We start from the raw sequence: 17,263 nt of genomic DNA, 5'->3' as shown, positions 1-17,263 counted from the left end.
TGGCTGGTCGGCGTACCCGGGATCTGCGACGCTCCCTTCAGTTCACCGACGCCCGCGCTCCGGTCCGGGTGCCCCGGCCACCACCGGCCGGCTGCACCGTCCGCCCGGGGCCCGGTCAACCGTCTCGCCCTGCCGGGCGTGACGGTGCCTCGCACTCGGCGGGGCGCCGACTTCCGGCCTCAACCGGTATCCGTGCTGAGAGCCAAGGAACCCCAGATGGACCTCGTACACTCCGACCTCAAGGTCGCCATCGTCGTCGCCGACATCGCTATCGTGCTGATCGTCGGCTCACTGCTCGTCACACTGTTCCGCCGAATGAAGCAGCCCCCGGTGATCGGTGAGATCACCGCCGGCATCGTGCTCGGCCCGAGCGTCCTCGGCCTGCTGCCCGGGGACGTCACCGGCTTCCTGTTCCCCACCGAGATCCGCCCCCACCTGTCGATGATCTCCCAGGTCGGGCTGCTGCTCTTCATGTTCCTCGTCGGTTGGGAGTTCAACGCCCAACTGCTCAAGCGCAAGTCCGGGGCGATCGCCTCGGTCTCGCTCTCGGCGATCGGCCTCTCCTTCGCGCTCGGTATCGGCGCGGCCACCCTCCTTCACGACCGGCACGACGTGGTCAACGGCAAGGAGATCCCCTTCTGGTACTTCGCGGTGTACCTCGGCATCGCCATGTCGATCACCGCGTTCCCCGTGCTGGCCCGGCTCCTCAGCGAGACAGGCCTGGCCGCCACCCGGATTGGGACCCTGACCCTGGCCTCCGCCGCGCTGGACGACGTGATGGCCTGGACCCTGCTCGCGGTCATCGTCGTCGCCTTCACGGCCAGCGGGGGCGTCGCCACCCTGGTCACCGTCCTGGGGCTCTTCCTGCTCTACGTCCTGGCCATGGTGGTCGTGGTCCGGCCGCTGCTGCGTCAGCTCGTCGGCCGCCTCACCCGGGGCGGCAAGGCCTCGCCCTACCTGGTGCCGCTGATCGCCTCCGGGGTGTTCCTCTCCGCTTACGTCACGTCCTGGATCGGGGTGCACGCGATCTTCGGAGCGTTCGCCTTCGGCCTGGTGATGCCCCGGGAACCGCGGACGCTGCTCGCCACCACGCTGCACGCCCCACTGGAGAGCGGCACCCGCCTGCTACTGCCGATCTTCTTTATCGTCACCGGGCTCTCCGTCGACGTCGGCGCGCTCGGCTGGACCGGCCTGGGTGAACTTGCCATCATCATGGCCGCCGCCTGCCTCGGGAAGCTGCTCGGCGCCGCCGCCCCGGCCAAGCTGTCCGGCATGAGCTGGCGCGACTCCTGCTCAGTCGGCCTGCTGATGAACACCCGCGGGCTGACCGAGCTGGTGATCCTCAACATCGGCGTCACCCTCGGCGTACTGGACGGCCAGATGTTCACCATGATGGTGCTGATGGCCCTCTTCACCACGGCCATGGCGATGCCGCTGCTGCCCAAGGGCCTGCCCCGGGTCCCGGGGAACCTGTTCACCATTCCGCCAGGTGCGAGGCCGTCCGACCCGGCCGCAGCGGCCCGAGTCGAGTCGGCGGAGCAGCCGGTCAAGGCCGGCAAGCCCTGACCGGCGTCCGGGGGCGGCCCGCGACCGTAGGCCGCCCCCGGACGCAGTCCGCCTGGAGCCAGGGGCGCTGCCGCCACAGCCGGCCCTCCACCGCGAGACGACGCGCTGGCGGCGCTCATAGCTGAAGAGAGCGGCTGCCTGCTCGACAGGCTGGTGACAGGGGCTGCGGTGGCGGTACCGCCAGCAGAGCGCGCGCGTCGCACCTTTCAAACAACGCTAGGCCGGCTAGGCGGTGAGTTCCTCGCGCCACTGTGCGAATGCGAAGCGTTTGCGCATCTCGTTGATGTGGGCAGGGTGGGCGCCGTAGGCGGCGAACCGTCGGTCCGGGTAGCGCTCCAGCATGCCGAATAGGTCCGTCAGGATCCGCTGGTCGAACCCCGCGTCAAGACGGACACCACGGGCGTCGACGCCGAACCTGGGCGGAGCCGGGGCACAAGGTAGTGCCCGAAACGCGCGGATTGCCGGAGCGGCTGCAAGGGTGCTCGCGAGCTACCGGCTGCCTCGCAGGTTGGTGAGCAGGGTCACCACCCGTGCCTTGATGTCGTCGCGGACTTGGCGGACGACGTGGAGGGGTTGGCCGGCGGGGTCGGTGAGTTTCCAGTCTTCGTAGCGTTTGCCGGGGAAGACGGGGCAGGCGTCGCCGCAGCCCATGGTGACGATGACGTCGCTGGCCTCGGCCGCGTCCCAGGTGAGTCGGGCCGGGGCCTGTCCGGTGATGTCGATGCCGACCTCGCGCATGGCTTCGACGGCTGCGGGGTTGATCTGGTCGGCGGGTTCGCTGCCGGCGGAGCGGACCTCGACGGTGTCGGCGGCGAGGTGGCGGAGCCAGCCGGCGGCCATCTGGGAGCGGCCGGCGTTGTGGACGCAGACGAACAGGACGCTGGGCTTGTCGGTCATCGGGTTTCGCTCTCTCGGGTGGGGTGGGGTACGACCACTGCGTCTGCGGCGTTCCCGGCGTGGGGGTACCAGGCGGCGAGAGCGGCGATGGCGACCAGGCCGCCGGCGAGTTGGGCGGCGACGAAGCCGGGCACCGAGGTGGGGGCGATGCCGGCGAAGGTGTCGGTGAACGTTCGGCCGATGGTGACGGCGGGGTTGGCGAACGAGGTGGACGAGGTGAACCAGTAGGCCGCGCCGATGTAGGCGCCCACGGCGGCCGGGGCCGCGGTGGTCCGGCCGGTGCGGGCGAGGGCGAAGACCAGGACGACCAGGCCGGCGGTGGCGACGATCTCGGCCAGCCACAGGTTCGGCCCGGTCCGGTCGGTGCGCGACCAGGTCACGGCGGGCAGTCCGAACATGAGGTCAGCCAGGACCGCACCCGCGATGGCGCCCGTGACCTGCGCGGGGACGTACGCGGCGAGGTCCCGGGCCGTGAGGCCGGTGCCGGCGTGGCGGCCGACCCACCAGTCGACGGCGGAGACGACCGGGTTGAAGTGTGCCCCGGACACCGGCCCGAACATCAGGATCAGCGCGCCCAGCGCGAGGGCGGTGGCGATCGCGTTTTCCAGGAGTTGGAGCCCGATGTCGGTGGGGGAGAGTCGGGCGGCGGCGATTCCGGAGCCGACCACGGCGGCGACCAGCAGGGCCGTGCCGGTGAACTCGGCCGATGCCCGGCGGGTCAGGGTGGGGGTCACGCGGTGGCCTGCGTGGATGCGGTGGAGATGTCCAGCAGCGCGCCGAGTTGCCGGAACGCTTCCGGGCGGACCCGGTACCACACCCAGGTGCCGCGTCGGTCGGAGTCGACCAGGCCGGCCTCGCGCAGCACCTTCAGGTGGTGGGAGATGGTCGGTCCGGACAGGTCGAACGCCGGGGTCAGGTCGCAGACGCAGATTTCCGGCACCGAGGCGATCATCGACATCAGCCGCAGCCGGACCGGGTCACCCAGGGCCTTGAACATCGGTGCGACCACCGCCGCCTGGTCGGCGTCCATCGGGCTAGCGGCAATGGGGGAGCAGCAGGCGACCGCGTTCAGGTCCACCACCGGTAGCGATTGTTTCGACATTCGTCTAGGTTGACAGATCTCGAAACAGGGTGCAACGTGGGTGGGTCCTGCTTCGAAGACCATCTAGACAAGGACGAAGCGATGATCAAGCTGTTCTCCCGCCGCCGCAGCACCCATCCCCAGGGCGTGACGTTCTGCGAGTCGTGCGGGCAGGTCTGCACCGCGGCGTGCCGCGCCGACGCCCGCCACGAGCGCACCCCCCGCACCACCGCGCTCACCAACCACCACATCCGCTGAACCCGTCAGGAGGAAAAACCATGTCCCGTGTCCAACTCGCCCTACGTGTGTCCGACCTCGAAGGCTCCGTAGCCTTCTACTCGAAGCTGTTCAACACCGAGCCGGCCAAGCGCCGCCCCGGCTACGCCAACTTCGCCATCGAGAACCCGCCGTTGAAGCTCGTACTGCTCGAAGGCGAAACCGGCCAGCCGACCGTGATGGACCACCTGGGCGTCGCGGTGTTCAGCACCGACGAGGTCGACGCCGCCACCCGGCGCCTCACCGACGCCGGCCTGGTCACCCTCGAAGAGAACAGCACCGAATGCTGCTACGCCCTCCAGGACAAAGTCTGGGTACGCGGCCCCGGCAACGAGCCCTGGGAGGTCTACACCGTCAAAGCCGACTCCGACCAGTTGCAGAAGGCCACCGAAAGCGCCTGCTGCACCCCGAACGCCGAGAAGGAGCCAGCCGCGAACTGCTGCTGACGGCACAAGCAGCGAAGTTGCAGCAACCAACCCGCGCCGCGCGGCCGCAACGCCTGTTACGGGGCAAATCAGAAGACACCCCAACAGCGTGCAATGCGCGCCGCGCCGCCCCAGAGAACGGTTCAGAAGGTTAGGGTTCGAATTCGTCCACGCGTGGCCAGGTATTAGGAGCCTGACCTGCGAAAACGTGGGTCAGGCCCTTGCTTGCCTGCCTCTCCTGCACGTGTGGCTGCTCGGTGGGTCCAGCGGGCAATGGAATTGATGAAATATTGAATCTTTTTGCGGTTTTCCTTCTGGTTCGACCGGCCGAGAGGGAGGCGTCTTTGCTCGCCACCACGGTTTCTCTTCGTGCCCGGGTGGGTACCGGTGCCTCGCGTCAATGCCCCGCCGGTAGAACAGGACCTGTCGGCCATGAGTGAACTGACCGCCCGTCTCGACCTGCCTCTCGGCATACACGCGCCCGGCGCGGCCCGCCGGGCGCTGATCGCCCTGTTGCAGGGCTGGGGCTTCCAGGACGAGGAATGGCTCGACGACGCGGCGTTGGTGACCGGCGAACTCGTGGCCAACGGGGTGCGCCACGGAGGCGGCTGCGTCGAATTCACGGCCTAGGCCCAAGGCCGGGTAGTTAGGCGGCGGGCGTGGCTGTCAAGCCGATGGGCCCGGGGGCGGTAAAAGCAACGGAACTCCGGTAGAACTGGCGGTCGACCAAGATCCACCGTTTCTGCCCGGGAGTTCCGTTGCCGGATCATTCTGCCCTGTCCCGCACTGTGGCCGCCATCACCCGCACTGTCCGGGTCGCGGCGGGAGTGTTCGCCCCGGGCCATCTCGGGGAACTCACCTCGATCGTGCCCTTTGAACTCGTCGATGCGGTGCTGGCCGAGACCGGTACGGTGCAGGCAAGACTACGGAACCTGCCGTCCCGGGTCGGGGTGTACTTCGTGCTGGCGATGTGCCTGTTCCCGGAGGTCGGCTACCGGCGGGTCTGGGCCAAGATGATCGCCGGGCTGGTGGGGCTGGTCGTGGTCGTCCCATCGGGTAAAGGGCTACGTGACCTGCGCCGCCGCGTCGGTCCCGCTCCGGTGAAGGCCCTCTTCGAGGTCCTCGCCGGGCCTCTCGCGCAGCCACACACTCCCGGGGTGCGGTTCGGCCGCTATCGCACGGTGTCCTTCGACGGTTGTACCTCCCAACGCACCGCCGACACCGCCCGCAACCGTGCCTGGCTCGGCAAACGCACCGGAAACGGCTACCCGGCGGTGGAGTTGATGACGCTGGTCGAGACCGGCACCCGCGGCATGCTCGGTGCGGTGTTCGGACCGACCGCCGAGGGCGAGACCAGCTACGCCAGCAAACTGCTGCATCTGCTGGATGCCGGCATGCTCGTGCTGTGGGACAAGGGCTTCGACTCCAACATGTTCCTGACCGCGGTCGCCGGCACCGGCGCCCAATTCCTGGGCCGGCTGCGCGGCAACCGCCGCCTGCCGGTCCTGGCCCGCCTCGACGACGGCTCATACCTGAGCGTCCTCAACCACGTCCCCGTCCGGGTCATCGACGCCACCGTCACCGTCACCTGCGCCGACGCCACCACCTACACCGGCGTCTACCGCCTCGTCACCTCCCTGCGCGACCCCCGCCGGCACCCGGCACACCGCCTGGTCGAGCTCTATCACCAGCGCTGGGAACACGAATCGGCGTACTACGCCCTGCGCCACACCATCCTGCACGGACGAATCCTGCGCTCCGGCGACCCGACCGGCATCCAGCAGGAACTGTGGGCACTGCTGACCGTCTACCAGGCGCTGCGCACCGCGATGGTCCACGCCACCGAAACCCGGCCCGGGACCGACCCCGACCGGGCCAGCTTCACCATCGCCCTGCACACCGCCCGGGAACAACTCACCAACGCCGCCGACGTCCTGCCCGAGAACACCGACCTCACCGGCGCTATCGGCCGCGCCGTCCTCGCTGAACTCCTCCCACCACGCCGAGCACGCACCAGCACCCGCCGCGTCAAATCACCACTGTCCCGCTACGCCAAACACCCACCCGGCAGACCCACCACCAACCAGAAGATCACCAACCTCGCCATCACCATCCACGACGACACCACCGAACCACTCCCACCACCCACACCATCCCCACCCCGCAAACCCCGCAAACCCCGCTTGACAGCAGCCGCAACGCCCTAACTACCCGGCCTTGGGCCTAGGCCCACGAGGGTCGGGTCACGCTGTCGGTCGCCGACGGCTCGTCGGTGGTGCCCCAACGCCGTGACCCCGATGGTGTCGGCGGGCGTGGCATCGCCGTCATCGAGGCATGCTCGACCGGATGGGGCGTGCACGATCACGAGGGCGGCAAGCGGGTCTGGGTTGAGCTACGGCCTTGTCCGGGAGGCCTCGTGTGGCGGCATGGCACCGGAAGAGGGGACGTGGCGTGAAGAGCTACGGAAAACCCGTCTCAAACACGCATTCTCCGCAATAGCCCTTAATTTGACCGGGCTCGATGCCTGGTGGAACAACCAGCCCCTCGACCGAACCGGGACAAGCTACCTCGCCCGCCTCGACTACGCCCTCGCCGCCTGAACGAATTCGGCAACAGGGTCCTGGGCGTCCAGCACCGCCGCTGTCGGCTCCGGTTCACGACCGACCGCGGCTCGCAGGTTACGCACCGGCATCAAGGGCGCGAGGATCGCCCACATCGCATCGGTCAAGCTCGACGGATAGCAGGAACGGGCGTCATCCCCGCCACTGTTGCAGTTGGTCACACAACGCGATCAGGGTGGGGGCGATCTATTTGTCGAGCACCCGGCATCGACGTGCATCGCCGTCCAAATCACCCGAGCTGGTTATCCGACGGTCTCTCATCAGCACACCGGCGCAGGTCGCGAGCCCACACCGATCCTGCTCACCCTGACATCCATGGGCGCCGGCCTGCTTCTGAATTGCCCTCGACGTACTGTCGGGCGGTGCCGGTGCGCTGGAGCACCAGTACCAGGGCCTGCTTGATGCTCTTCGAGGCGTGCGGCAGCGGCCCAGGCTGATGGCGGATTTCGGGACACGTTGAAACGACGTGACGTGTGCGACCATGTACGAGTCATCCAGGCGGGAGGGGCAGCTGATGGTTGATCCGTCTAGCAAGCTGGCGGTGGGGCCGGGCCGGCGGCCAACGACCGGCGGCGTCGACGCCGTGCTGGCCCTGCTGGACGGGTTGACGGCTGGCCAGGAGGTCCCAGCGGATGTGTTGGACCGGTTGACTGAGGGTGGCACGGCGGCGCAGGGCGCCGAGTTGCGGCGCCGGGTCGGCGAGGTTCACGCCGCGGTCAGCCGATGGCGGCGCCGCGACCAGCAGCTGTCGGCGCTGTTCTCCAGCGCCCGGGAGCTGGCCGAGCTGCGCAGTGTCGGCCCGCTGCTGGATCGGCTGGTGCAACGCGCTCACGATCTGGTGGGCAGCGACGTGATGTACCTGTCGGAGTTCGACCAAGGAACTGGTGAGCTGCGGGTCAGCTCGACGCTGGGGGCGATCACCGAAGCGTTCCGGCGGCTGCGTGTCCCGCCGGGCGCGGGCCTGGCCAGCGAGGTGGCGCAGACCCGGGCGCCGCGCTGGATCAGCGGCTACCCGACCGCCCATGTCCGCCACGACCCGCAGATCGACGCCGCGGTGGCGGGCGAAGGACTGGTCTCGCTGCTCGGGGTGCCGCTGCTGGCCGGGAGCGAGGTGCTCGGCGTGCTGTTCGCCGCCTACCGCAGCGACCACCGCTTCACCGCCGACGAGGTGGCGCTGCTGTCCGCCTTCGCCGATCACGCGGCGGTTGTGTTGCAGACCGTCGAGCTGTTGGAGATCGCCCATCGCTCGGCGCGGGAGGCCGAGAAGGCGTCGGCCGAGGCCGCGCGGCACGCGGCTGCGGTGGAGCGGGCCGCGCAGGTGCACGAGGAGCTCACCGCTGTGGTGCTCGGCGGCGGGGACGCCGGGGGCATCGCCGCAACCCTCAGCCGCGCCTTGCGCCGCGCCGTGGTGATCACCGACCGTTCACTGACGGCGGTGGCCGCGACCGACGCGAACGGCAGCCCGGTCCCGCTGTCCTTCCAATCCACCACCGCGATCGCCGCGGCGCTCGACGAGAGCAGCTGGTCGGGTCAGCTCGTCGAGGTGCCCTCGGCCGACGTGTACGGCGTGGCGGCGGCGGTGGCGGGGCGGTCGACGCTGGGCGCCATCATCGTCGGCTCGGGTGCGGAGCACTTCGGCGCGGTCGACAAGCGCACGGTCGAGCGTGCCGGGCTCATCCTGGCGCTGCAAACCCTGCAGCAGGACGCCGTCGTACGCGCCGAGGAGCAGGTCCGTGGTGAGCTGCTCGCCGACCTGCTGGATTCGTCACGGCCACACGATGCGCACCTGCGCCAACGGGCCCGCGCCCGCCATGTCGATCTGCAGGCCGCGCGCGTGCCCATCGCCGTGTGGGTCCGCGACGACGACCGGCCGGCGGCTGTGCGGGCCCTGCAGGACCCGGCTGTCGCAGTGCTCGCCGGCGAGCAGGGCGCGCTGGTCGCCGTGTTGTCCCCCGACGAGAGCGGTGAGCGGGCCGGCGCGGCCGTGGCTCGGCGGGTGCGTACGGCGATCGGCCGGGAGGCCCTTGTCGTCGTCGGCCGTCCCGGCGCGCTGAGTGATCTCGCCCACCGGTGGTCCCAGGCGGCCGACTGCGTGCGGCTGCTGGATCGTCTCGGCGTGGCGTCCGGCGTCACCAGCGTCGACGCCTACGCGCCCTACCTCGCGCTGTTCGGTGACAGCGCCGTGGACGTCAAGGCGTTCACCCGCGAACTGATCGGCCCGGTGCTCACCTGGGACGCCGAACGGCGTACCGAGCTGCTGGAGACGCTGGCCCTGTACCTCGATCAGCAGGGCAGCCCGGCCCGGACCGCCCGCGCGCTTGGCGTCCACGTGAACACGGTGTTGCAGCGGCTGGATCGGGTCGACGAGCTTCTGGGCGCGGACTGGCGGACGCCGGAGCGGCGGTTCCGGGTCGCCATCGCCGTGCGCCTGCACCGCCTGGTGACCATCTGACGGCTATCACATGGATGAAACATCTACCTGCTGCTAATTGATACTGGATTTCTGATCTATGGTGGTGCAGATCACCTGCTTCTAGCGTGGGTCGACAGGCGGAACCAGTTCGCTGTCGGCAAACCACAGGCGCGGCCCTCGCCGCGCGAGGAGGAACGATGACCACCACCTCCACCACCAGCAGGCTGGCCGGGTTGCGTGACCGTACGGTAGCGGAGCGGCGCCGGCTCATCGCAGAGAACACCGGCGTGGAACTGGCGCGTCTTGACGTGCTGGAACCCGCGTCTGGGCTGCAGGTGGAACAGGCCAATCACCTCATCGAGAACGTCATCGGCGTGATGAGCCTCCCGGTCGGCGTGGCCACCAACTTCACGATCAATGGCCGTGACGTACTCGTGCCGATGGCCACCGAGGAGGCGTCGGTGGTCGCGGCGGCCAGCAACGCCGCCCGCATCGCCCGCGTGCGAGGAGGCTTCACCACCTCCAGCACGGCACCGCTGATGCAGGCCCAGGTGCAAGTGCTCGACGTCGTCGACCCTGAGGCCGCTCGCGCTCGGCTACTCGAGGCCGCAGACGAGATCCTCCGACTGGCCAACGATCAGGACCCGTTGCTGATTCGGCTCGGCGGCGGCGCGCGTGAGCTGCGCGTCCGATTGGTCCGTTCCCAGGTGCAGACCTACGTGGTCGCGCATCTCGTGGTCGATGTTCGCGACGCGATGGGAGCGAACGCGGTGAACACCATGGCGGAGGCCGTCGCCAGCCGCGTCGGTGAGATCGCCGGCGGGCGGCCGCTGCTGCGCATCCTTACGAACAAGGCGGACCTTCGCGTCACACGGGCCCGTGCCGTCTTCGACGCTGAGAGCCTCGGTGGCCCCGAAATCGTCGACAACCTCGTGCACGCCGCCGCGCTCGCCGAGGCCGACCCCTACCGGGCTGCCACACACAACAAGGGCATCATGAACGGCATCACCGCGGTCGTGCTGGCGACCGGCAACGACACACGCGCGGTGGAGGCCGGCGCGCACTCGCATGCCGTCGGCCCGGACGGCCGGTACACCTCGCTGTCGCACTACGAGAAGGACGCCGACGGCGACCTCGTCGGCGTCCTCGAACTGCCGATGCCGGTCGGTCTCGTCGGAGGCGCCACCAAAGCCCACCCGGTGGCGCAGGCCGCCCTGGCCATCCTCGGCGTCACCACCGCCCAGCAGTTGGCTGACGTCATCGTCGCCACCGGGCTGGCGCAGAACCTCGCCGCGATGCGGGCCCTCGCCACCGAGGGCATTCAGCGCGGCCACATGTCGCTGCACGCCCGCAACATCGCGGTGACCGCGGGCGCGAGCGGCGACGAGGTCGACAAGGTCGTTGCGCGGCTGATCAGCGACCGCGCCATTCGCGGCGAGCACGCCGAGAAGGTCCTCGCCGAGCTGCGCGCCGCCCAGTGACCCGACCGCCGGCTCCGCCAAGCACCGTTCCCGAAGGAGAGACATGACTCTGTACGTGGGTATCGACGTCGGCGGGACCTTCACGGACGCTGTCGCCGTCATCGACGGCCGTGCCGTGCGTGGCAAGGCCTTCTCGACCAAGGACGTCACCAGCGGTATCCTCGCTGCCCTGAGCGTTCTCCAAGAGCGCCTCGGCATGCAGGAGCGGGCCTTCTACACCTCCGTCGACCGGCTGGTGCTGGGCAACACGATCGTCACCAACGCCGTCGACGAGCAGAAGTACGCACCCGTGGGCCTGCTGACCACGCAGGGCTTCCGCGACACCCTGCGCATCGCCCGCTCGGCGCGCACTGATGAGCGCGATCCCCACGCCATGGCCCCGGCACCCGAGATCGTCGCACGTCGCCGGATCGTCGAGGTGGCCGAACGGGTCGACGCACGAGGAAACGTCCTGGTGCCGCTGGCCGAGGCGAGCATCGCCGCGGCGGTGGACAGGGTGTTCGCCGCGGGCGCTGAGTCGCTCGCCGTCTGCCTGCTGTGGTCCTTCCGCAACCCGACCCACGAGCAGGCCATCGCCCGATACCTCGATGCCCACCACCCCGGCGTGCCCTACACCCTGTCCAGCGAGCTGACACCGGTCTACCGGGAGTACGAGCGCATGGTCACCACCGCGCTGGATGCCGCGGTGAAGCCGCTGGTCGCCGAGCACTTCGACCAACTCGCCAAAGAGCTGGCCGCGCGTGGCCTGCAGCAGCGGATACAGATCATGCAGGTACACGGTGGTTTCCTGTCCGTCGAGGAGACCGGCAAGGCGCCGATCGCCATGTTCAACTCCGGGCCGGTCGGTGGCGTCACCGGCGCGCGGCTGCTCGGCCAGCGACTGGGCCGACGCAGCATTCTCACCGCCGACATGGGCGGCACCAGCCTCGACGCGGCCGCCATCATCGACGGCCAGTTGCGGGTCCTTCCCCGCGCGCAGATCGGTGGGCTGCAGACCAGCCTCACCGCCGTCGACATCGAGACCATCGGCGCGGGCGGCGGCAGCCTGGCCTGGGTCGACGGCCGCGGGGTCATGCGCGTGGGCCCGCACTCGGCAGGCAGCACACCCGGTCCCGCCTGCTACGGCAAGGGAGGCAACCGCCCGGCCGTCACCGACGCCGCGCTCGTCCTGGGCCTGATCAACGCCGACTACTACCTCGGCGGGTCGGTGCCGCTCTACCCCGAAGAGGCCCGGGAGGCCCTGCGTGCCGAGGTTGCCGGACCGCTCGGCCTGACCGAGGAGGAGGCCGCGGCGGGCATCTACCGGCTGACCGCGTCGCAGCTGGCCAATGCACTGCGCAAGGTCACGGTCAATCGCGGTCACGACCCGCGAGAGTTCACGCTCGTCGGGTTCGGCGGCGCCTGCGGCCTGTTCGCGGCGGCCATCGCGGCCGAGACGGGCGTGAGCGAGATCGTGCTGCCGCGCAACGCGGCGGTCTTCTCCGCCTTCGGGCTGATGCACGCCGACTCGGTCTTCTCCGCCGTCCAAACCTCGCCGTGGACCTTCGACCAACCGGCCGAGCTTCTCGAGGAGTCGTTCCAGGCATTGGAGGAACGCACGCGATCGTGGTTTGAGTCCGAGGGCATCCCGCACGATCGGCGCGAGCTCTACCGGGAGGCGGACATGAAGTTCGCCGGTCAGATCTTCGAGGTCACCACCCGGCTGTCCGGTGACCGCTTCGGCGAGCACCACAAGGACGATCTTCGGCGCCGCTTCATCGCCGACTACGAGGCAGAGTTCGGTTCCGGCACCGCTTGGACCGAGGCGGAGATCCTCGTGGTCAACAGCCGGGTTCGCGGCATCGGCCGTACCGACTCCCAGCACATCCTGGATGACGCCGACGTCGAGGAACACCGCGTCGACCGCAGGCAGATCGTGGACCCGGCCACCGCGGAGCTGATGACCGTGGAGGTGCACCGTGGCTTCCGCGCGGTCGGCAAGGCTATGGGCCCTTGCCTGCTCGAAGAGCCCGACACGACCGTCTTCGTCCCCGCCCGAGCGACCGTCGAGGTGGTCGACGGAGGCCACTTCCTCATCCGCCTCGACAACGCCTGACCGCCCGAAGGAGAGACCGTGGCACCGACCAGCATCCCCGCCGGCTACGACCCCGTGACCCTCGAGGTCGTGCGCATGCGCCTCGACTCCATCGTCGAGGAGATGGGGATCGCCATGATCCGTTCTTCCGGATCACCAGTCATAACCGAGGCCGGGGACCTCAACACCGCCCTCTTCGACGCCCAGGGCCGGATCTGGTCCTACTCCGACTACGTCCAGTTCCACATCGGGTCCGGCAGCGTGGCCGTCCAGAACCTGATCAAGGCTGTCGAGGGAGAGCCGCTGCACCCCGGCGACGCCTTCATCAGCAACGACCCGCACACCGCCGGCGCGAGCCACCCACCGGACACCAACGTCATCTCCCCGATCTTCTACGGCGACGAACTGATCGGCTGGGCCCAGTCCCAGGCCCACCTCGTCGACGTCGGCGGCATGACGCCCGGTGGATTCGCGCCCGCGGCACTGGACTGCTACGCCGAGGCGCTGCGCCTGCCCCCCGGCGTGAAGATCTACGACCGGGGCCAGCCCGTGGAGTCGGTGCGCCGGCTGCTGCTCAACAACGTGCGCGTGCCGGTCCTCTACTGGAACGACGTGCGCAGCCTGGTCGCCAGCAACAACACCGGGATCAAGCGACTGCTGGCCACGGTGCAGGAGTTCGGCCTCGACCGGTTCCGCGAGTACACCCGGCTCAGTTTCGAACTGGCCGAGCAGGTGGTGCGCGAGCGCATCCGGCGGCTGCCCGACGGCGTATACACCGACGACGAGTGGACCGAACACAACGGGCACGACGACGACCTGTTCCGCGTCCACTGCACGATGACGAAGCAGGACGACCACATCACCCTCGACTTCCGCGGCTCCAGCCCGCAGACCGGCGGCTTCGTCAACTGCAGCTACGGCGCGCTGGTCGGCAGCATCGCCACCTCCGTCGTGCCGATCATCGCCTGGGACGTGCCCTTCAACGAAGGTGTCATGACCGCCTTCGACGTCCTGGTCGACGACAACTCGATCGTCAACCCGTCGCCGCCGGCCCCGATCAGCAACGGCCACCTCACCACCGGAGCTCGGGTCAGCCGCCTGGTGACCAAGCTGTTCAACCAGGCATGCCAGCACAGCAGCGACCCGCAGATGCGGCAGCGCAGCCAGGGCGTCTGGGCCGACAGCTGGACCGGCGGCATCTCAGCCGGCAACACCAACGCCGGCGACTTCTTCGTGCTGTTCAACATGGACGGCGGCGGCATCGGCGCCGGTGCCCAGCCAGAGCGGGACGGCCTCGACTGCGCCGGCATGATGACCCAGGTGAACAACGCCCTGCCGGACGTCGAGATGAACGAGATGCTCTACCCGGTGCTCTACCTGTGGAAGCGCCTCAACCTGGCCAGCCCCGGGCACGGCGCATTCCGCGGTGGGTTGGGTCTCGACTTCGCCTGGACCCTGCACGGTGCCGAAACCGTCACCCAGACCGTCTTCTCCCCGAGCGCCCAGGTGCCACCGGACGGATTCGGTGGCGGACTGCCCGCCGGCGGCTGCGGGCACGAGATCTGGCGGGAGACCAACGTCGCCCAACTGCTGGATCAGGCCGTCGTGCCGAGCCCGGGTGGTCTCAAATCGAGGAGCCAGGAGCTGCTGGCGATCAACCAGTCAGGCGTGACGATCCGGGCAGGAGACGTCTTCGTGCAGTGGATCGCCGGCGGCGGTGGATACGGTGATCCACTCCTGCGCGACCCCGCCCGCGTCGCCGCCGATCTCGACGACGCCTACATCACCGCCGCAGTGGCCCGAGACGTCTACGGGGTGATCATCGCCGACGGCAAGGTCGACGAGGCTCGCACCGCCGCCCGCCGGGCCGAGCTGCGAGCAGACCGGCTCGGCGGCGTTCAGCCGAGCGTGCCCGTACGCCCAGAAGCGATCGGTACCTCGGCGTCGGCGCCGCGACGGGACGCCGACGGGTGGTACTGCCCGGCCAGCGGATCACGCATCAGCGAGGCAGAGGACTGGCGTACCGACGCTGTCCGGCGGACGACCGACGCCGCCGCGCGGCTGGGCGAGCTCGGCGTCCGGGTCCGCGATCGACGCGCCGCCCCCGCGGTCCTGATCGACGAGTACTATAGCCCCACCTGCGGAACGTTGCTCGAGGCGCGGATCCGCGTCGCCGACGAGCAGCCACTGCCGTCCACCTGACCGATCGCGTCGCGCGAGCATGACCATCCTGCTCGCGCGACCCGTCGGACGGCTCCGGACACGGCAGCGGTCGGCCGCCTCCGCCGAGCCGGTCGGTGACCCTCGCACGGCCGTCAGATCCACCTCCCCGCGTACGACCGGACCGGGGCCCTGCAGAAGGAGAACTCCCATGACATCTCCGCTCGCCGGCCTGGACGGCTTGCTGGCAGGACGGAACGCGTCGGGCGCACTCGCGGGCGTGGTCGTCCTCGACATCACCCGCGTGGTCGCCGGCCCCTTCTGCTCGCAGATCCTGGCGGACCTCGGCGCGACGGTCGTCAAGATCGAACACCCCAAGGATCCGGACTACGCCCGCGGCTTCCCCCCGTTCTTCGGCGGTGACGAACACAGCGGCTTCAGCGCATTCTTCGCCCAGTTCAACCGCAACAAGCTCGGGCTTACGCTGGACCTGTCCCAGGAGCAGGGGAAGGAGGTGCTGCGCACGCTGGTCAAGCGGGCGCACGTCCTGGTCGAGAACTTCCGCCCCGGCACGATGGACAAACTCGGTGTCGGCGCCGCGGAACTGCACAAGATCAACCCGGCGCTCGTTTACACGGCGCTGTCCGGGTTCGGGCAGACAGGGCCGTACCGGCGCAGGCCGGCCTACGACAACTCCGCGCAGGCCACCGGCGGTCTGTGGTCCATGAACGGCTACCCCGATCGGCCACCGATCCGGGTCGGGACCATTATCGGAGACCTCGCCGCAACCATGTACGGCGTCATCGGTACGCTCGCGGCGCTCCGCCATGCGGAGGCGACCGGGCAAGGACAGCTCGTCGACGTCTCACAGCAGGACTCCGTTTTGAGCCTCACCGAGAACGCAGTCGTCTCATACACGGTGGACGGGACGGTGCCGGCGCCGCTGGGCAACAACCACCCGTTCGTCAAGCCCTACGAACTCTACGCGTGCAAGGACGGCTTCGTCTTTTTCGGCGGCTACACCGACAAGTTCTGGCGCCTGACCTGTGCGATGTTCGGGCAGCCGGAGCTGGCCGACGATCCCGAGACCGACACCATGGCGAAGCGGTTCAAGCCTGACATCTACGAACGGAAGATCAAGCCCCAACTGCTGGCCTGGTTCGCCGACCGGACAAAGGCCGAACTGGAGGCGCTCGCCGGCGACCAGGTCCCGCTCTCGGCGATCAAGACGATGGACGAGGTCGTGAACGACCCGCAGATCGCCGCACGCGACATGATTGTCGACGTCGAGTACCCCGACTTCGGTCCGCTGCGGATGTTCGGGCAACCCATCAAGCTGGGCGTCACTCCCGCTCAGCCTCGAGGTCTGGCACCGCGTGTCGGTGAGCACACCGACGTCCTGCTCCGGGCGCTGGCCGACCTGACCGACGAATCCATCGCCGAACTTCACGCGGCGGGAGTCGTCTGAATGACCATCACCCTCGAACGCCACGAAGCGGTCGCAGTCGTCACCATCGACCGGCCGGACAAGCTCAACTCCCTCACCCTGGCGATGTATCAGCAGCTGGGGGACGCCCTGATCGAGGTCCACGCCGACCCCGCGATCGCCGTCGCGGTGCTGACCGGGCGAGGCGGACGAGCCTTCTGTGTCGGCGCCGATCTGACCGAATCGATCCCGGCGCTGGCCGAGGGACGCTTCGACATCTCGGAGTGGGATCACGCCCATCAGAAGCATGTGCAGCAGCGCAAACCGATCATCGCCGCGATCAACGGCCTCTGCCTCGGCGGCGGGTTCGAGATCATGCTCTCGACCGACATCCGCATCGCCAGCACGACCGCCGAGTTCGGGTTGCCCGAGGTCGGCATCGGGGTCGTTCCGGCCGGCGGCACGCTGGTCCGGCTGACCCGCCAGATCCCATACGCCTGGGCGATGCAGCTGATGCTCGGCGGCGACCGCATCAGCGCGGACACGGCCCTGCGGTTCGGCCTGCTCAACGACGTCGTCCCCGCGGACGCGCTGCTCGACACGGCGATGACATGGGCGGTGCGGCTGACGCAGAACAGCGGCACGGCGATGGCCGTCGTCAAAGAAGCCGTCCAGTACCTGGCCGACCTGCCCAGTGATCAGGCCTTCCGGTACGAGGCCCTGCTGGGGCAGAAGGCGTTCACCTCCGCCGACGCACGAGAAGGCCTGTCGGCCTTCTACGCACGTCGTCGTCCGAACTTTCCCTCCCGCACGTACCCGGAGCCGAGCTCGTCATGAACCTGC

Annotated in this window: 14 protein-coding genes; 11 read left to right on the top strand and 3 right to left on the bottom strand. The window is 69.2% G+C overall.

All coding sequences use genetic code 11. The features are described from left to right. Positions 1–216: 216 nt before the first annotated feature. Positions 217–1,566 carry a cation:proton antiporter domain-containing protein gene (locus JD77_RS29305; protein WP_145777079.1) on the top strand — a complete coding sequence of 450 codons (1,350 nt, stop codon included), beginning with the start codon at positions 217–219 and terminating at the stop codon, positions 1,564–1,566. A 489-nt stretch (positions 1,567–2,055) separates the two neighbouring features. Here the strand turns inward: JD77_RS29305 and JD77_RS29300 are convergent, their stop codons facing one another. The 3 genes from JD77_RS29300 to JD77_RS29290 are packed head-to-tail and all read right to left on the bottom strand — an operon-like array spanning position 2,056 to position 3,565. Further along, on the bottom strand, positions 2,056–2,463 hold the full coding sequence (locus JD77_RS29300) for an arsenate reductase ArsC (protein WP_145777078.1): 408 nt from the start codon (positions 2,461–2,463) through the stop codon (positions 2,056–2,058). Beyond that, entirely contained in the window at positions 2,460–3,197 is a 738-nt protein-coding gene (locus tag JD77_RS29295; protein ID WP_145777077.1) for an aquaporin, read from the bottom strand. Before JD77_RS29295 ends, JD77_RS29300 begins: the two co-directional genes overlap by 4 nt. Then, positions 3,194–3,565: an ArsR/SmtB family transcription factor gene (locus JD77_RS29290; RefSeq protein WP_145777076.1), complete on the bottom strand. Its 372-nt coding sequence runs from the start codon at positions 3,563–3,565 to the stop codon at positions 3,194–3,196. The genes JD77_RS29295 and JD77_RS29290 overlap by 4 nt, the downstream gene beginning before the upstream one ends. 81 nt (positions 3,566–3,646) lie before the next feature. Here JD77_RS29290 and JD77_RS32580 point away from each other — a divergent pair, with 81 nt between their 5' ends. From JD77_RS32580 to JD77_RS29240, 10 genes are all read left to right on the top strand, one after another. Next, a complete protein-coding gene (locus tag JD77_RS32580) occupies positions 3,647–3,802 on the top strand; it encodes a hypothetical protein (protein WP_170286593.1) in 156 nt (51 codons plus the stop codon). Positions 3,803–3,822: 20 nt separating this feature from the next. After that, positions 3,823–4,266: an ArsI/CadI family heavy metal resistance metalloenzyme gene (locus tag JD77_RS29285; protein ID WP_145777075.1), complete on the top strand. Its 444-nt coding sequence runs from the start codon at positions 3,823–3,825 to the stop codon at positions 4,264–4,266. A gap of 411 nt (positions 4,267–4,677) precedes the next feature. Further along, complete coding sequence (locus tag JD77_RS29280; protein WP_145777074.1) at positions 4,678–4,875, top strand: ATP-binding protein; 198 nt, start codon at positions 4,678–4,680, stop codon at positions 4,873–4,875. 128 nt (positions 4,876–5,003) lie between these two features. Continuing rightward, on the top strand, positions 5,004–6,452 hold the full coding sequence (locus JD77_RS29275; RefSeq protein ID WP_170286341.1) for an IS4 family transposase: 1,449 nt from the start codon (positions 5,004–5,006) through the stop codon (positions 6,450–6,452). 928 nt (positions 6,453–7,380) lie between these two features. After that, the gene (locus JD77_RS29265; protein ID WP_170286592.1) at positions 7,381–9,318 is read left to right on the top strand and encodes a helix-turn-helix domain-containing protein; all 1,938 of its coding nucleotides are present in this window, start codon (positions 7,381–7,383) and stop codon (positions 9,316–9,318) included. 158 nt (positions 9,319–9,476) lie between these two features. Further along, entirely contained in the window at positions 9,477–10,760 is a 1,284-nt protein-coding gene (locus JD77_RS29260; RefSeq protein ID WP_145777072.1) for a hydroxymethylglutaryl-CoA reductase, degradative, read from the top strand. Between the two features lie 43 nt (positions 10,761–10,803). Further along, positions 10,804–12,855: a hydantoinase/oxoprolinase family protein gene (locus JD77_RS29255; protein WP_145777071.1), complete on the top strand. Its 2,052-nt coding sequence runs from the start codon at positions 10,804–10,806 to the stop codon at positions 12,853–12,855. A gap of 18 nt (positions 12,856–12,873) precedes the next feature. Further along, on the top strand, positions 12,874–15,036 hold the full coding sequence (locus JD77_RS29250; protein WP_211372737.1) for a hydantoinase B/oxoprolinase family protein: 2,163 nt from the start codon (positions 12,874–12,876) through the stop codon (positions 15,034–15,036). Between the two features lie 169 nt (positions 15,037–15,205). After that, positions 15,206–16,462 carry a CaiB/BaiF CoA transferase family protein gene (locus JD77_RS29245; protein WP_145777070.1) on the top strand — a complete coding sequence of 419 codons (1,257 nt, stop codon included), beginning with the start codon at positions 15,206–15,208 and terminating at the stop codon, positions 16,460–16,462. After that, positions 16,463–17,257, top strand: coding sequence for an enoyl-CoA hydratase/isomerase family protein (locus JD77_RS29240; RefSeq protein ID WP_145777069.1), 795 nt, complete (start codon positions 16,463–16,465; stop codon positions 17,255–17,257). Positions 17,258–17,263: the final 6 nt, after the last annotated feature.

This window comes from Micromonospora olivasterospora (assembly GCF_007830265.1).
Taxonomy (GTDB): Bacteria; Actinomycetota; Actinomycetes; order Mycobacteriales; family Micromonosporaceae; genus Micromonospora; species Micromonospora olivasterospora.
Note: the sequence above shows the minus strand (reverse complement) of the source record. Positions and strands in the feature narration are given on the sequence as shown.

Excerpts from the sequence above, each read along its gene's own strand:
- JD77_RS29305 (WP_145777079.1), top strand. The coding sequence starts at position 217 with ATGGACCTCGTACACTCCGACCTCAAGGTCGCCATCGTCGTCGCCGAC.
- JD77_RS29300 (WP_145777078.1), bottom strand. The coding sequence starts at position 2,463 with ATGACCGACAAGCCCAGCGTCCTGTTCGTCTGCGTCCACAACGCCGGC.
- JD77_RS29290 (WP_145777076.1), bottom strand. The coding sequence starts at position 3,565 with ATGTCGAAACAATCGCTACCGGTGGTGGACCTGAACGCGGTCGCCTGC.
- JD77_RS32580 (WP_170286593.1), top strand. The coding sequence starts at position 3,647 with ATGATCAAGCTGTTCTCCCGCCGCCGCAGCACCCATCCCCAGGGCGTG.
- JD77_RS29285 (WP_145777075.1), top strand. The coding sequence starts at position 3,823 with ATGTCCCGTGTCCAACTCGCCCTACGTGTGTCCGACCTCGAAGGCTCC.
- JD77_RS29280 (WP_145777074.1), top strand. The coding sequence starts at position 4,678 with ATGAGTGAACTGACCGCCCGTCTCGACCTGCCTCTCGGCATACACGCG.
- JD77_RS29265 (WP_170286592.1), top strand. The coding sequence starts at position 7,381 with ATGGTTGATCCGTCTAGCAAGCTGGCGGTGGGGCCGGGCCGGCGGCCA.
- JD77_RS29260 (WP_145777072.1), top strand. The coding sequence starts at position 9,477 with ATGACCACCACCTCCACCACCAGCAGGCTGGCCGGGTTGCGTGACCGT.
- JD77_RS29255 (WP_145777071.1), top strand. The coding sequence starts at position 10,804 with ATGACTCTGTACGTGGGTATCGACGTCGGCGGGACCTTCACGGACGCT.
- JD77_RS29245 (WP_145777070.1), top strand. The coding sequence starts at position 15,206 with ATGACATCTCCGCTCGCCGGCCTGGACGGCTTGCTGGCAGGACGGAAC.
- JD77_RS29240 (WP_145777069.1), top strand. The coding sequence starts at position 16,463 with ATGACCATCACCCTCGAACGCCACGAAGCGGTCGCAGTCGTCACCATC.